Here is a 14,203-nt window from a genome sequence, read left to right as displayed (position 1 = left end):
GATGCCACCGCCCTTGCGCTCGGGACGTTCACTCCTCCACAGGCTGACTCTGCTGCATGTTCTTCTCCCGGCCCGGGCTGTCCCGCTCGCGCGCAGTAGCGTGGATGCCATGACCCTCGCTGCGGACCTGCTCGACATCGCCACGCGCATCGCGCGCGACGCCGGGGCGCTCGCCCACCGACGCCGGCAGGAGGGGGTGACCGTCGCCGCGACCAAGTCCGCGGCGGCCGACATCGTCACCGCCGCCGATCGCGAGGTGGAGGCGTACATCCGCGCCGAGCTGGCCCGCGAGCGACCGGGCGACGGGTTCTTCGGCGAGGAGTCCGGCGCGGAGGAGGGCGAGACCGGCATCACGTGGGTCGTCGACCCGATCGACGGCACCGTCAACTACGCCTACGGCATCCCCGCCTGGGCCGTGAGCATCGCGGCGGTCGAGGGTCCGCCGGACACCGCCTCGTGGACGGCCCTCGCCGGCGTGGTGTTCAACCCGGTCACCGGCGAGCTCTTCCGCGCGTCGCGCGGCGGCGGCGCGTGGCTGGGCGACCAGCGTCTCGCGGTGTCCGAGGTCGGTCCGGCCGGCGGTCTCATCGCCACCGGCTTCGGCTACGACCCGGCCACCCACGCGCCCGCCCTGGAGCAGCTGTCGCGGGTCATGCCGATCGCCCGTGACGTCCGGCGCATCGGCGCAGCATCCCTCGACCTCGCCTCCGTCGCGGCCGGAAGGATGGACGCCTATTACGAGCGCGGCACCCATCCGTGGGACCACGCGGCGGGCGCCCTGCTGGTCGCGGAGGCCGGCGGAACCCTCGGCGGCGCGCCGGGCGGACGGCCCGGACGCGGCATGGTGATCGCCGCAGGAGCGGAGTTCTTCCCGGCGCTGGAGGCGGTTCTGGACTACTGATACCGCTCACCGATCCCGGACTCCGCGGACGGATTCGCCGCCGCACATGGCTTTCCCAGACCGTCCGGGGTAATGTGTTTACCCGATCGTTATCTTCGCTGCCCGAACGGCGAAGGTGGCCAGAAGCCCCGAAAGCCCGAAGCCGTCGCTGCTGCGACACGACACGAGAGCCCCCGCGCGTTGCCGTCAGAAGCCCCCGAGACTGAGCCCGCCCGTACACGGCGATCCAGTCGACCCACTTCCGCGCCCGCGTCCCACCCGCACCTCACGCGGGCCGAGATGCGCCGCCGCGCGACCCCCACGGTCGACACCGACTCCTCCGAGACCCCGGCTGCGACCGCGGTCCTGGCCTCGGCCGTCGCCGTGGACGAGGCGGCCAACGCCGCCCCCCTCGATCCGGCACCGGTCGACGCCGACGCCGCCGCGCAGCCCGCGATGGTCGAGCAGGTGGCCGCCGCGGTCGTCGAGACCGTCCTCGCCGCCACGATCCAGCCGACCCTTCCGGCCCGCCGGCGCCGCTCGAAGTCGGCCGCTGCGTCCACGCCGGCGCCCGCCGCGTCGACGACGCACGCCCTCGAGAGCGGCGCCGCGCCGGCCCTGGCCCTCGAGGCCGGCCCGGTCCACGACGAGACCCCCGCGATCGCGGACCTCCCGGAGCTCACCGCGGACGCCCTGGCCGTGACGGTCATCGATGAGCGCCGCTCGATCGACGGCGACGTCGCCGTCATCATGCAGAGCGCGGACGCCTCGACCGCGACCACCCCGATCGCCCTCCCCACCTCGCCGATCACGCTGCCGGTCACGCGCCGCAGCCGTCGTCGCGCAATCGCTCCGGCGGCGCCCGCCGCGGGGGAGGAGCGTGAGACCCCCGTCCTCGCCGCGACGCCCATCGCGTCGGCCGACGAGCCCGTTCGCGCGGCAGCCGACAGCGCCCGCGACGCCGACGAGACCGTCGAGGACGAGTTCGAGGCGGCCGCCCGCCTCTTCGCCTTCACCGGCGAGACCCCCATCCAGGTCGCCGCGCAGGCCCTGGCCGAGCCCGAGCGGCGGGTCACCGAGGGACTTCCCTTCGACGGCATCCGTCGCCGCAGCGCCGCACGTCGCGTCGCCGCCGCGTCGTTCTCCGTCGGCGTCATGGGCGTCGTCGGACTCCTGACCGTCGGCATGACGATGCCCGTCAGCGCCCTCGCGTCGGCGAGCGGCACCGAGAGCGTGGCCGACGTCGCCGCGGTCGCCCCGGCCACCACGACGCTCGCCGCCGGCGATGTCGCGGGAGGCAGCGGCATCCAGGCCTACGTCGCCCCCGCCGAGGCCCACATCGACGCGGTCGAGCGGTCGGACGGCTACACCGCCTCCAGCTACCGAGAGATGGCGGCCGAGTCGGGCATCACCAACTTCTCCAACTTCTACGTCAACGACCCGACCGCGGCCATCCAGTGGCCCTTCGCGGTCGGCGTGCCCATCACCTACGGCTTCGGCATGCGCGACGGCCGCATGCACGAGGGAGCCGACTTCGTGCCCGGCGAGGGGTCGCCGATCCAGGCGATCGCCGACGGCACCGTGCGCATCGCGACCGAGTCGGGCGGCGCCTTCGGCGTCACCGTCCTGATCGACCACGAGATCGACGGGCAGCTCGTCTCGAGCCGCTACGGGCACATGCTCTACGGGTCGCTGCAGGTCTCCCCGGGCGAGAAGGTCACGGTTGGCCAGTTCCTCGGCCGCACCGGCAACACCGGCCGCTCGTTCGGCGCTCACACGCACTTCGAGATCCTTCAGAACGGCACCACGCCGGTCGACCCGATCGAGTGGCTCCGCGCACACGCCGGAGGCTGAACCGATTCGTCCGAAGGGGCTGTTTCTGATAGCCTCTTCTAGTTGCCCGGAGCGATCCGGTAACGCCCCGATAGCTCAGTGGCAGAGCACTTCCATGGTAAGGAAGGGGTCGTCAGTTCAATCCTGACTCGGGGCTCGAAGCATCCAGTATTGGATGCCGTGCGGCGGGGTAGCTCAGTTGGTGAGAGCGCACGACTCATAATCGTGAGGTCGCGGGTTCAAGCCCCGCTCCCGCTACAAGAATCCCAGATCAGCCTCGGTTCACGCCGGGGCTGATTCCGTTATGGGGCGGGGTATCCCGCACAAACCCCGCAGATTGAGTTGGCGGTGGGTCGAACGCGTCCTCAGGCTTCGTTCGGCTTAGGGTGGCGCATATGGGGCACGAGGGGCCGAAGCAGCGCCGCAAAGCTTTGAACGAAGCGCGCAAGGCGATGGAAGCCGAGCTTGCTCGCGAGCAGGGAGATTACAGACCTCCGGATCGAGACGATTGCTCGTCTAAGGAGTGGTACTTGTCGATCGACGACAGCGCGAACCTGCGCATCTCGATCTGGACGTGGCGCTTCGAGGGCCGGCTCGTCGATTTCCTCATGCTTGTCGAGACGGGAGACTGGGCCGTTGCCGATGCCTGGCAAGAAGTTGCGCGGATCGACTGCTCCGGCGGCCGATGCCATCTGCACCCGCCCAACGACATGGACGAGCACGAGTTGATCCTTCGCCTCGACTCCATTGACGACGTTGAGAAAGCGTTCGGCCACGCCAACACCATCGCAGTGACAGTAGCGATTATGATTCGAGATGGGAGGTCGTGAACATGTACGCCGAGTCCGAACTCGACAAGTTTCGTCGTTCGATCAATACGAACCTCGCGATTGGCTCACTCGCCGACACAGAGTTGCCGGTGGTGGACAACAACGGGAGGCATCCAGTCGTCGCCGCCCTTGGGGGCGAGCGGCTGGCAGTGTTGCTGCGCCGTATCGAGAATGTTGGCGGCTATGCCAATGTCTTCGTGGACGCCGGCGACAGCGTCTGCATGCTGGCGTTCCTGGACTCGTCCGGCGCTCTCGATGTCGAGAGCGCGGAAGATCTGGCATCGGATGGACAGCGCCCCGGCAGTGACGCGACAGTCGGCATGTTCATCGAGTACCTGTCGTTGAAGCCGAACGGCGTTCGGTTGCCAGCTCGTCTCATCGAGGATCGGCCGTTCATCCTGGCCCCTCGAGAAGTCCACTTCGCGTAAGGCACCACTCGCTGGGGGGCCTTGGGCGCATCCGTTGGGAAGCGCTCAGGGCCCCTCATCCGTTCATGACCTGATCGAGGGCTTCCGCCGCGCGATTACCCCCTACGGTCTTGGACATGTACGTGCCCATCGTCAGCGACGGGTCAGCGTGGCCCAAGTACTCGGCGATGTCGCGTGGCGTGAGCCCCGCCTGATCGAGTGCCGTCGCGACGGTCTTGCGGAAGCTGTGAAACGAGTAGTTGCCGATGCCGAGTCGCGCCCGCGCCTCGGCCCAATCCCGCGACGTGTTCCTAGGATCGCGAAGATTGCCCAACGTCGTCGGGAACACCAAATTCAGTCCACGGTTCGGACCGCCCCGCAGGCGGCGATCCCCGAGTATCCCGAGCACCCCTCCGGGCACACGTATGCGTCGTGCGCCAGCGTCTGTCTTCGTATGCGCCTGCCGAATCAGCCCTCGTCCGGTGGCTCGCACGGCTGTTGCGCGGATAGTGACCGTTCCCGACTCGAGGTCCACGTCCTCCCACGCAACGGCGCACGCTTCTCCGATGCGAACGCCCGTGCCAGCGATGAACTCCACCATGTCGATCAGGTCGAGCTCTCGAGCTCGCTTGTCACCGCGCAGCTTGGCTAGCACCCCAGCGAGTTCGTCGACCGGGATAGGCGTGGCGCCCTTTGCCTTCTGTTCCAGGCGTGCAAGCTCCCGGACGGGGTTTGTGCGAACGGCGTCGGCTCGAATCGCAAGACCGAGCATCCCGGACAACACCGACCGAACTGTCTTTGCGGTGCCCACTCCCACCTCTGCAGTGATTGTGTCCAGGAAGCGCTGCAGCCGTTCGGGAGTTGCTTCGCTTACCGCGAGGTCGCCGATGCGGGGTGTGATGATCTTGCGAACCGCGCGCTCGTAAGTCTCGACTGTCCGAGCAGCTCGCCCAGCTTTGGCGGTGAGGAACCGCTCTCCAAGGTCGCGGAGGCGTGTCTCGCGCTTGACTTCGGTCGCCGTCGAAGCCTGTATGTCCACGAGTGCCGCCCGCAACTTCGCTTTCGCCTTCGCCTCGCTCGGAGCGAACCTTTCCACCTGGCGAAGCCTTCCGTCGTCGAACCGGTACCGAGTGCGGGCACGCCACTTGCCGGACTCTATGAACGTGACGTGGATGGTCCCATAGCTACTCAGTGGTGTGCGGGGCCGAGCCATGCTGATCCAACTCCCCTCGCATCGCTCCCCACGCCTCTACCAAACCTCGCGCAGACACTCTCGTATCGATCGTGTCCCCTCGCGACTGCTGCAAACGGAACAAGCGGGGAGATCTCTCCTCGGTGAGAAGGTCACGGGGATCGTAGTCCTCCGCCCCGTCGTCAAGCTGGTCACGCATCCGGTGCGCGGCCATGCCTGCACGCGTGTCCTTCTCGTATTCCTCGATGACGTCCCGCGGTGTCTCTGAGAGCAGCGACTCGGCCACGTTTCGCGCGAATGTCGTCCACCTGTGGTCGCCGGTCGCCTCGAGGGTGTCGAGAGCCTGGGCGAGAGCTAGTTGTGCGGACTGATAACGCTCGACGGCATCCGCTATTGCTGCGCGACGCGCGCGGAGATGCTCAGTGCCGAGTTCGATGCGGAGTGTCCCCTCACCCTCGAGCAGGCTCCGGGTGCTGCGGTTGACGATAGCGCTTAGCGCCTCGCCTTCGCCGATGGTGACCTTCCGCTCGCCGCGCTCAATCTTCCCTACAACCGGCTGACTCATCTCGTACCCGAACGTGGCCATCTGAGCCGCAACATCTGCCTGGCTCAGACCGACGGCCTGTCTCGCGAGTCGGAAGGCCTCGGCGAAACGTTCGTCCATGTTCTTTGCATCCACGCATCGAGTGTAACGAAATCAACTGATAGTTCTACCCATCTATGACAATGGTCTGATACCGTACATGCATCAACCGTTTTGTGACATGGAGGTGACTAGTGGTTCAGCTAGCGGTGCAGCAACTTCCCGAGGTAGCGACGCGAGATGAGGTCGCGTGCTTCACCCGAATCTCAAAGCCGACGCTGGCTCGTTGGGCCGTGGAGGGCAAGGGGCCGACATATCGAAAAGCCGGAGGAAGAGTCCTCTACCGGCGAGAAGACGTTCTCGCCTGGCTCGAATCTCTCGATATGGGCGGGAGTGCGGGACTGGCGAACACCGCCTGAAATTCCTGTAGCTCATGCCTCATCCAAACAAAAAATGCCCTCGATCGGCTGCAACCGATCGAGGGCGGAATGTCCAGGGAGGACAAGATGACTGACCTCAGCTTACAGAAGCGAAGCGTTCGCGACAACTGCCAAGCCGTTCGCCCCAGAGCAAGCGTCCCGGGTCTCGATCGCATGCAGGAAATCCAGCTCGACGTGAAGCGCCTGCAGGAGGCACTTGTAACACTTGCTGATCTCGTCCTGTCCGACGCCCGGTTCATGGACATCCCTGTCCTTCGCGTCCAGGCGGCTTGGATCAGCGGCATCCGTGGCGCCGAGCCCGGCGATCTGTTTCACATCGGCGAATGCGTTTGGGAAGGGGAAGAAGCCGGCGAGCCGACCTACAAGGGTCACCCCGCCGGTGAGAGCCACCACCCATCGACCGCCTGGTGCAAACAGTCGATCGGCGAGACCCGTCAGGAGCGTTACAGCCGACGCCCGAATCGCGAATGGGACACCAATCGCGGCACCTGGGTACTCGTTGGAGTTCCCGGAACCGATGGTTACGCCAGCTTCATCGGAACGGAAGATGCTGCTTGAGCATCGCTGAATTTAGACCCAGTGCCCCAGGTGACCCGGCCGTCATCTGGGGCACTGCCCTGCCCGAAAGGAGGGCCAGGTGACCGATGCACGACTCCCGGGCCACTGGCTCAACGAAATGCGCTTCATGGATCTCAGCGATCACGAATGGCGGGTCTTCACGAACCTCCTCATGTGGTCCGTGGAACAGGGGACAGACGGACGCGTGCCGACCAGATACGTCAACACGGTCCACCCCGATGGCGTCAGCGACGCAGACATTGACACCCTCGTCACGTGCGAACTGATCAAACGCACACCTGACGGCCTGCAGTTCCTCCGATGGGACGACCCGCACGGCCTCAGGCAGTCCCTGGCGGCGACTGTGGACGGTTACAGGCAGCGCAAGAGGAAGAACCAAGCCGACTACAGACAGCGTCTCAAAGACGAATCGGTGACCGGTCACGTAGGCGAAGGCATTAAGTCTTTTGATTCTCAATCCTCTGCCTACATGCCCGGTAACAGAACCGGTCACGTGACCGGTAACGGATCGAAGAAGCGACATCAGTTCACCGCGGAGACAGCGCAGACAATGCAAACCGTCCAGCCGGGTTCAGACTGTGGCGCAGGGAAACACCTCTTGCAGCCAGACGGCACATGTCGAGCCTGCGACCGACGCCAGATCGCGAAGAACGACGAATGGATGTACCGATGACGACCTCGGCGCCCAAGCCCGCGAACTTTGAAGCCCTGTCTCGGGCATGGAACGACCCCGAGACCTTCGCAATGGAGAGAGCCGCGTACTACGCCAGCCTCCGCGAACCGGTCAGGGACATCACAGCCCCCATTCACGAGAGGGGAAACGAATGACGCAGACACACACCGTCGAAGATCTCATCGCATACGCAGGACAACGGTTCTACCTAGCCGGCATCCCCTTCAAGGGCGGACGCATGTCACGAATCATCCGCGCACTGCCCAGCACCATCAACGCCCGACACCTCATCGACACCTACCTCGACCGCGCCCACGAGGACCGCTCCTGGGCCGGCTTCGAGCTCTATGCCCACGGCGGCTACAGGGACCCCACAGGCGCACACGCAGCACGCAACGTCGACCTTGAGAGGAACACCCGATGAGCGTTGAAGTCCCCAATGGCGGACTCATCCTCTCCCGCGAAGAAGTGCGCATGCTGTACCAGGTCGCAAACCTTAAAGACTTACGAGCGAAATTGCGCGACTCAGGAACCGGGACCGCCGCTTACAAGCTGATCCACGAACTCAGCAGGGCAACGTTCGCCAATAGTGCCGACAATGGCATAACCCCGCGGCAAACGACGGCAATTCGAGACAATGGATATACCACGGTCGTACAAGTGGCGCACAACGCGGGCATATCCGAACGCACCGTGCGCCTACACCTACAGCAACAGATCCTCCCTGCAACAAAAAGCGGCCGGCACTGGATCATCACCCAAGACGACGCGGACACCTACATATCCGCACGACGGAAGAACTGAGGAACCCCATGTCCCTTGAATCATTCGAGACTCAGGTCGAGATGGTCCGCGCCGAAGCGACCACCGCAATCAAGAACTACACCGCCCTCCGCGACCAGATCGACCAGGACCCCAAGCTCACCGACGAAGGCAAGCGCGAAGCACACGGCGCCCTCTTCGAGGACTACAAGCCCCGCCTGAAAGAGCTTCGCACCCAGGAAGAGACGCACCTCGACCAGGCCATCGAACGCCGCCTCTCCCTCATCGAATCCCCCAACGGCCTCTCCACCGGGGAAGTCATCTCCTTCCGAGACGCACAGGACCGAGCCGAACGCATCGAGAACGCCGACGAAGCAGTTCGACTGCTTGAACGAGCGCTGCGACAGCACGACAAGATCCTCGCCCACGCCATCCTCCGGGTAGGCCTCGACAAGAACTACCGCAACGTTGTCGACGCATTCACCGCCAAGCGGCCCGAGATGAAGGAAACCATCAGCGAACTCCGCCAGCTCGAGAAGCTCCGGGAGAACAGCTTCGCTCGCACGATGCACTACGGACTCAGCCGGTGACCGCAGACACCGTCGTCCGCATCGGAACGCAGGTCCTCGAGCTACCGTACGCCGACGCGCTCACCGTCTTCCGGACAGCCGTCGTCACCGCACGACGCGGAGGACCCGTACCCATCTCACCTGACACGTGCGTGTGGGTCAGCGCCTCCACCAACATCAGCCTGACGCGACCCGGACAGTACGCAGACGAGTACACGCAACTACTCGCCGAACCACTCGACACAAAGCCAGAACCGCAGGCGGTGATCCTCCGATGACCAACCGCAGCGCCAACAGGGGTGGGAGGGGGAGGCCCCTCGCCCACCAGCCCAGGTCTCCGGGTTATGCCGAGCCCTCTCCCCGGCGTTTTTTTCCACAGGAAGGGGCGTCCGATGAGCGACGTTGAGGCGACACCGGCGGACGTTGCGGCGCCACGTCGTTTCTCGCAGGGGGAGGTTGACCGTGTTGTCGCGGACCGGCTACGGCAGCAGCGCTATGAGCACGCGGATGCCGAGGACTTGCAGATTCGGGCGGCAGAGGTCGACCGACTGGAGCGGCAGGCAGCGGAGATGGAAGCAAGCATCGCTGAGCTGAACCGTCGAACGCTGATCACGAACCTTCGGGTGAGGCACGACATCAGCGAGGAAGATGCCGTGCTGTTCCTCACGGGCGCAGATGACGCGGCGCTGACAGCGCAGGCGGAGCGTCTGGGTGCCATGTCGCGAGGCCGCACTTGGAGGCCCGCGACGTGATTACCCGTTAGGCGTTTGCGCCGACAGCAGAGCCAGTACAGAGGCCCTCACTCAGATCGAGTGGGGGCCTTTGTCGTATCCGGAGGAGGGCCCAGCGTGGCCGAGAGAGTTGTGAAGGTCCGCTTGTCGGCGGCCGTTGAGGAATACAAGAAGGGGATGCTTGAGGCCGCTCAGGCAACCCGCTCGGTGGGCACTGAGGGGGACAAGCTCAAGCAGACGCGGGAAGCATTCGAAGCGGTCGGTCGGGGCGCCATGGTCATGGGCGGCCTGATTGGCGCGGGTGTGACGGTCGCGGTAGCGAAGTTCGCTGAGTTCGATGCCGCGATGTCGAACGTCCAGGCAGCGACGGGGGAAACCGCGTCGAACATGGACCTGTTGCGAACGGCTGCTATCGATGCCGGCGCTTCAACTGTGTTCTCGGCTACCGAGGCTGCTAACGCGATTGAGGAGCTGTCGAAAGCCGGCGTGTCAACGGCAGACATCCTCTCCGGTGCTCTGGCGGGGTCGCTAGACCTGGCTGCGGCCGGACAGCTTGGCGTGGCCCGGGCGGCGGAGATTACGTCTACCGCGATGAACCAGTTCAGGCTGTCTGGCGACCAGGCGAGTCATGTGGCTGACGTTCTCGCTGCGGGCGCGGGCAAGGCCATGGGTTCGGTTGACGATCTCGCGAACGGCCTCAAGTTCGTGGGTCCTGTGGCCGCTGCGATGGGAGTGTCGCTTGAGGAGACGACCGGTGCGTTGGCTCTGTTCGCCCAGCAGGGCATCATCGGTGAGCAGGCGGGTACGTCGCTACGCGGTGTGCTGTCGTCGCTGACGTCTCCGTCGAAGGAGGCTCGCGGCGAGATCGAGCGTCTCGGTATAACCCTGTACGACTCTCAGGGGCGGTTCCTGGGCCTCGAGAACGCTGCCGGTCAGCTGTCCACCGCGTACCGGAATATGGACGACGCTTCCCGTGACGCGTCGCTGGGAACGATCTTCGGCCGAGAGACGGTCACCGCGGCGACTGCTCTGTACCAGGCGGGCGCTGAGGGCGTGGATCAGTGGACGCAGGCGGTTGATGACTCGGGCTATGCCGCTGAGCAGGCACGAACGCGGCTGGACAATCTCAAGGGCGACATCGAGGCGCTGCAGGGCGCCATGGACTCGGCACTCATCCAGACCGGTAGCGCTGCAAACGACAGCCTTCGATACCTCACTCAGGCCGTCACCGGTCTCGTCGGGGCTTATGGCGACCTCCCTGAGCCAGTCCAGCAGGCGACGCTGATTGTCGGCGGTGCCACCGCGGCCGTCGCTCTGGCTGGCGGTACAGCGCTGAACGTGGTGCCGAAGTTCCTGGAGCTGCAGTCCACGGTTCGGGGGGCCGGCCTGAGCATGGGTGGGCTGAGCCTCGCTGCGGGCGGTGCTGGCCTTGCCCTCGGCGGCCTGTTTGCCATCGTCGGAGAGCTCGCGCGGCGTCACACTGAGGCGCAGGCGAACGCGCGGGCATACGCGGACACGTTGGAAGAGGGCACTAACCGTGTCACCTCGGCAAGCCGCGACCTCGCAGAGGAGAACCTGGCGATGGAGCAGTCCTGGCTGTTCATCTCGCGCGGTTCCGCCTATGACGCCGCGGAGAAGCTGGGTCTGTCGCTCGAGACGGTCACTGACGCCGCAACGGGCAACGTCGCAGCCCTGAAGGAGCTGGAAGACGTCATCCGTGCAGGGTCGGGTGAACAGGAGGCGGCGCAGCGCATCGCTGACGAGCTCGGGCTGTCTCTCACCGACGTCTCCGCGGCGTCGACTCTGCTGACGGAGTCCGTTCTCGGGGAGAACCAGTCGATCGAGGACGCCATCCGCGTCAACGAGCAGAAGGCCCGCGCTACGCAGGAGGTAGCCGAGTCGTCCGAAGAAGCGAGCGGCGCGGCCATGACCCTGTCGGAGTCGTACAACGCGGAGGCGGAGGCAGTATCGAGCGTGGCAGATGAACTGTCGCGACTGATCGAGACGGTGAACGAGGCGAATGGGGTTGGCCAGGACGCGATCTCGGCGAACATCGACTACCAGAACGCCCTCGCGAAAGTTGACGAGACGATCGCGAAGGCGCGTGACGGCGCTGAGGGTTACATCGCCACTCTGGACACGAATACGCAGGCGGGCCGCAACAACAAGGACATGCTCGTCGACCTCGCACAGCAGGCGCAGAACGCGGCCGAGAAGCAGTTCAACCTCGACGGCAACACGGACGCGTACCGGGCCACCCTCGAGGGCAGCCGCCAGGCACTCATCGACCGAGCGACCCAGCTTGGAATGAACGCCGACGAAGCTGGCGCGCTGGCGGATCAGATCTTCCGCATCCCCTCCGAAACTGAGTGGGCCGTCATCGCGGAGACCGCCGCCGCCGGCACCAAGCTGCAGTCGTTCTTCAACGCGTGGACGGGGCGCCGCATCAATGTCGGGGTGGATGTGACCGGTGGGGCGAAGTACACGATCGCAGGCACAGGCGTGACGTTCAATGCTCGTGGCGGCCTCTACGACTATGCCGCGTTCGCGGACGGCGGCGGTGTCGCCACGGGCATCTATAACGGCCGTCAGGGCGCGATTCACAAGTTCGCTGAGCCGGAGACGGTGTGGGAAGCGTTCATCTCGGGGAAGCCGGATGAGCGGAACCGGAACATCGGGATCTGGCAGGAGACGGGTCGTCGCCTGGGTGTCGACGCGGGCGCAGCAGCGGTCTCGTTCCCCGAGACCGTCACGCTCGTCGATAAGGACGGTTCAATTCTCGCCCACGCGCGAGCCATCGCCAATCAGCAGATCCACGCAGCCGACGAAAAGGCCACCCAAACAGTCCGTCGCGGACGCAATAACCGATGAAGGAGAAGCGAATGCCGAGTATCAGTCACCTCATGGAGATTCAGCGCGGGATGGACCAGTCGATCCTCGACGATTTCTCCGCCGTCAAGCCGGTCACGACTGCTGAGCTACGCCAGCTCATGGACGCCGAATACGAGCGACGGGAGGCGAACTGGCAGACCCTTCCCATCTCGCTTGGCGGCGAGACGGTCGACGTCAGCATCGGTGAGGTGCCCGGTGGTACCTGGCAAGAGCTGTTCGGCAACCGGCCCGCGCGCACTGACGCAGACCGCCCCTACGAGTACGACCGCGCCGCCGTCGCTCGCGACTTCCCCGTCGAACGCATCAGGGTCAACGACGAGAGAATCAGCCAGGACACCTGGGGTGAGCTCTTCGACATGCTCGACGCCGAAGACCAGACCAACATCGAGGCCGTCATGTGGGGGCTCCACATCGGCGAGCCCCAGCAGCGGGCGGAAAAGCTTCGCCGAGAGCGGCGCCTGCAACCGTCCGAAGACCTCGCGCCGAATGAAGAACTCGCGCCCAGACCCGTCCCTACCCGAGTGGTTGGCGCAACGCCACCACTACCCCTCTGTCCGAGACGGCGATGAACAAGCTGGATCAGGGCATCCTCGACGCGCACAAAGTGCTGGACACCCGTCTATCCGAAGAGGCGCTTACCGCCACGATTAGTGATGTTTCCGCCCCGGTCGCGGATGCCCGTCAGATTCGCAACGCGCGTGCACTCCGGCCGTTCTACGCGAAGGTGAAGGAAGGCAGCAGCCGGACCTACATCTTCGGTCACTCGGTCGTCTTCGGGTCGGGTGCAGGAAGCGCCGACCGGCGCTTTGCGAACATCGTCAGCGCCGCCATCAAGGCCGTAGACGCTGCGGCCACGGTGACCATCGACGGCAACTCAAGCTACACCTCCACCCAGTTGCTGGCGAAGGTCGCGGGTGCAGGGACTTCGGCGTCGTTCACGAGCCTGACCATCTACATGGGTCTGCTGAACGACTACTACTACGGTGTCGACCCCGCCACGACGAAGTCGAACCTCCTCGCCCTCGTCGCCAAGATGAAGTCCATCCAGCCGGCGTCCGCAGATGTGCCGGCGTTCCTCATCCTGCTCGAGTGGCTGCGAGGTGACATCGCCTCCCCGGCGTTCCCCTGGACCGACTACGTGAAGGCTGCCAGGGAGGTCGCGGACGGCGACCCCACCGTCGCACTCCTTGACCTGGGGACGCTGATGGGACCGGGTGCGCCCGACAAGCTCGGACTCTACGCCGCAGACGACGCCCACCCCTCCAACCTCGGGCACGCCATCATCGCCCAGCACGTCAACGACTTGCTCCTCCCCAGCTTTGCCACCGCCGCGGGAGGGTCGTCACCATCCGCAGGGATGGGTGAGCTGCTCGGCGCGACTCACTACAAGCCGGCCAGCGTCACCTCACGCACGACGACCTCGACCGGCCTGGTCAACGTCGACGACACCAATCCTGAGAAGGTCGGCGTCGTCTTCACCGCGAAGTCCTCGGCAACTCTGGTCCGTCTGACAGGATGCGCGTTCGTCACCTCGGGCGGGTCCGCGCGGTGGGGTCTGCGGTTCATGGCCCCGAGCGCAGCCGCAGCCGTCGCGGGCGAAGTCGAAGTGGCCGGAAGCCCGGGGGGTCAGTACCTCTCGGTGAGTCGTCACATCCTCGTCACGGGACTCACGCCCGGCCAGCAGTACGGCCTCACCTGGGCGCACAAGGTCAACAACTCGTCGTACACGGCGACGTTCGTCGCTGGCGCTCACGTGGGCGCCGCGGTGATGGAGATCTACGATGCCGCGGGCGTCAGCTTGACGTCGTAACACTCGGCCAGGTGGCGAGGTG

17 protein-coding genes and 2 tRNA genes are annotated in these 14,203 nt (G+C 65.4%); 17 read left to right on the top strand and 2 right to left on the bottom strand.

Annotation, left to right across the window (positions count from 1 at the left end):
- Positions 1–109 precede the first annotated feature (109 nt).
- The 6 genes from ACO03V_RS14565 (at position 110) to ACO03V_RS14540 (ending at position 3,971) form a co-directional block, all read left to right on the top strand.
- Positions 110–901 carry an inositol monophosphatase family protein gene (locus tag ACO03V_RS14565; protein WP_423138085.1) on the top strand — a complete coding sequence of 264 codons (792 nt, stop codon included), beginning with the start codon at positions 110–112 and terminating at the stop codon, positions 899–901.
- A gap of 279 nt (positions 902–1,180) precedes the next feature.
- Positions 1,181–2,734, top strand: a complete 1,554-nt coding sequence (locus tag ACO03V_RS14560) for a M23 family metallopeptidase (RefSeq protein WP_423138084.1) — start codon at positions 1,181–1,183, stop codon at positions 2,732–2,734.
- A 64-nt stretch (positions 2,735–2,798) separates the two neighbouring features.
- Positions 2,799–2,870, top strand: a tRNA-Thr gene (locus ACO03V_RS14555).
- 27 nt (positions 2,871–2,897) lie between these two features.
- Positions 2,898–2,971: transfer RNA gene (locus ACO03V_RS14550), tRNA-Met, on the top strand.
- Between the two features lie 137 nt (positions 2,972–3,108).
- Complete coding sequence (locus ACO03V_RS14545) at positions 3,109–3,543, top strand: hypothetical protein (RefSeq protein WP_423138083.1); 435 nt, start codon at positions 3,109–3,111, stop codon at positions 3,541–3,543.
- The gene (locus tag ACO03V_RS14540; RefSeq protein WP_423138082.1) at positions 3,540–3,971 is read left to right on the top strand and encodes a hypothetical protein; all 432 of its coding nucleotides are present in this window, start codon (positions 3,540–3,542) and stop codon (positions 3,969–3,971) included. The genes ACO03V_RS14545 and ACO03V_RS14540 overlap by 4 nt, the downstream gene beginning before the upstream one ends.
- 55 nt (positions 3,972–4,026) lie before the next feature.
- Here the strand turns inward: ACO03V_RS14540 and ACO03V_RS14535 are convergent, their stop codons facing one another.
- Positions 4,027–5,163: a site-specific integrase gene (locus ACO03V_RS14535; protein WP_423138081.1), complete on the bottom strand. Its 1,137-nt coding sequence runs from the start codon at positions 5,161–5,163 to the stop codon at positions 4,027–4,029.
- Positions 5,135–5,821 (bottom strand): helix-turn-helix domain-containing protein, encoded by a 687-nt coding sequence (locus ACO03V_RS14530; RefSeq protein ID WP_423138080.1) that lies wholly within the window; start codon positions 5,819–5,821, stop codon positions 5,135–5,137. Before ACO03V_RS14530 ends, ACO03V_RS14535 begins: the two co-directional genes overlap by 29 nt.
- 98 nt (positions 5,822–5,919) lie before the next feature.
- Here ACO03V_RS14530 and ACO03V_RS14525 point away from each other — a divergent pair, with 98 nt between their 5' ends.
- The 11 genes from ACO03V_RS14525 to ACO03V_RS14475 all read left to right on the top strand — a co-directional run bounded on the left by ACO03V_RS14525 (position 5,920) and on the right by ACO03V_RS14475 (position 14,181).
- On the top strand, positions 5,920–6,144 hold the full coding sequence (locus tag ACO03V_RS14525; protein ID WP_423138079.1) for a helix-turn-helix transcriptional regulator: 225 nt from the start codon (positions 5,920–5,922) through the stop codon (positions 6,142–6,144).
- 87 nt (positions 6,145–6,231) lie between these two features.
- Positions 6,232–6,723 (top strand): hypothetical protein, encoded by a 492-nt coding sequence (locus ACO03V_RS14520; protein ID WP_423138078.1) that lies wholly within the window; start codon positions 6,232–6,234, stop codon positions 6,721–6,723.
- Between the two features lie 79 nt (positions 6,724–6,802).
- Complete coding sequence (locus tag ACO03V_RS14515) at positions 6,803–7,417, top strand: hypothetical protein (protein ID WP_423138077.1); 615 nt, start codon at positions 6,803–6,805, stop codon at positions 7,415–7,417.
- Between the two features lie 151 nt (positions 7,418–7,568).
- The gene (locus ACO03V_RS14510) at positions 7,569–7,841 is read left to right on the top strand and encodes a hypothetical protein (protein WP_423138076.1); all 273 of its coding nucleotides are present in this window, start codon (positions 7,569–7,571) and stop codon (positions 7,839–7,841) included.
- Positions 7,838–8,221, top strand: a complete 384-nt coding sequence (locus ACO03V_RS14505; protein ID WP_423138075.1) for a helix-turn-helix domain-containing protein — start codon at positions 7,838–7,840, stop codon at positions 8,219–8,221. Before ACO03V_RS14510 ends, ACO03V_RS14505 begins: the two co-directional genes overlap by 4 nt.
- Positions 8,222–8,229: 8 nt before the next feature.
- A complete protein-coding gene (locus tag ACO03V_RS14500; protein ID WP_423138074.1) occupies positions 8,230–8,769 on the top strand; it encodes a hypothetical protein in 540 nt (179 codons plus the stop codon).
- A complete protein-coding gene (locus ACO03V_RS14495) occupies positions 8,766–9,026 on the top strand; it encodes a hypothetical protein (RefSeq protein WP_423138073.1) in 261 nt (86 codons plus the stop codon). The genes ACO03V_RS14500 and ACO03V_RS14495 overlap by 4 nt, the downstream gene beginning before the upstream one ends.
- A 114-nt stretch (positions 9,027–9,140) precedes the next feature.
- On the top strand, positions 9,141–9,500 hold the full coding sequence (locus tag ACO03V_RS14490) for a hypothetical protein (protein WP_423138072.1): 360 nt from the start codon (positions 9,141–9,143) through the stop codon (positions 9,498–9,500).
- Positions 9,501–9,596: 96 nt separating this feature from the next.
- The gene (locus ACO03V_RS14485; RefSeq protein WP_423138071.1) at positions 9,597–12,350 is read left to right on the top strand and encodes a phage tail tape measure protein; all 2,754 of its coding nucleotides are present in this window, start codon (positions 9,597–9,599) and stop codon (positions 12,348–12,350) included.
- 11 nt (positions 12,351–12,361) lie between these two features.
- The gene (locus tag ACO03V_RS14480) at positions 12,362–12,940 is read left to right on the top strand and encodes a hypothetical protein (RefSeq protein ID WP_423138070.1); all 579 of its coding nucleotides are present in this window, start codon (positions 12,362–12,364) and stop codon (positions 12,938–12,940) included.
- Complete coding sequence (locus ACO03V_RS14475; RefSeq protein ID WP_423138069.1) at positions 12,937–14,181, top strand: SGNH/GDSL hydrolase family protein; 1,245 nt, start codon at positions 12,937–12,939, stop codon at positions 14,179–14,181. The genes ACO03V_RS14480 and ACO03V_RS14475 overlap by 4 nt, the downstream gene beginning before the upstream one ends.
- Positions 14,182–14,203 lie beyond the last annotated feature (22 nt).

It is taken from the genome of Microbacterium sp. HMH0099 (assembly GCF_049384025.1).
In the GTDB taxonomy this organism is placed as follows: Bacteria; Actinomycetota; Actinomycetes; order Actinomycetales; family Microbacteriaceae; genus Microbacterium.
Note: the sequence above shows the minus strand (reverse complement) of the source record. Positions and strands in the feature narration are given on the sequence as shown.

Coding starts and splice junctions, on each gene's coding strand:
- ACO03V_RS14535 (WP_423138081.1), bottom strand. CDS start 5,163: ATGGCTCGGCCCCGCACACCACTGAGTAGCTATGGGACCATCCACGTC.
- ACO03V_RS14560 (WP_423138084.1), top strand. CDS start 1,181: ATGCGCCGCCGCGCGACCCCCACGGTCGACACCGACTCCTCCGAGACC.
- ACO03V_RS14520 (WP_423138078.1), top strand. CDS start 6,232: ATGACTGACCTCAGCTTACAGAAGCGAAGCGTTCGCGACAACTGCCAA.
- ACO03V_RS14510 (WP_423138076.1), top strand. CDS start 7,569: ATGACGCAGACACACACCGTCGAAGATCTCATCGCATACGCAGGACAA.
- ACO03V_RS14490 (WP_423138072.1), top strand. CDS start 9,141: ATGAGCGACGTTGAGGCGACACCGGCGGACGTTGCGGCGCCACGTCGT.
- ACO03V_RS14475 (WP_423138069.1), top strand. CDS start 12,937: ATGAACAAGCTGGATCAGGGCATCCTCGACGCGCACAAAGTGCTGGAC.
- ACO03V_RS14505 (WP_423138075.1), top strand. CDS start 7,838: ATGAGCGTTGAAGTCCCCAATGGCGGACTCATCCTCTCCCGCGAAGAA.
- ACO03V_RS14480 (WP_423138070.1), top strand. CDS start 12,362: ATGCCGAGTATCAGTCACCTCATGGAGATTCAGCGCGGGATGGACCAG.
- ACO03V_RS14545 (WP_423138083.1), top strand. CDS start 3,109: ATGGGGCACGAGGGGCCGAAGCAGCGCCGCAAAGCTTTGAACGAAGCG.
- ACO03V_RS14500 (WP_423138074.1), top strand. CDS start 8,230: ATGTCCCTTGAATCATTCGAGACTCAGGTCGAGATGGTCCGCGCCGAA.
- ACO03V_RS14565 (WP_423138085.1), top strand. CDS start 110: ATGACCCTCGCTGCGGACCTGCTCGACATCGCCACGCGCATCGCGCGC.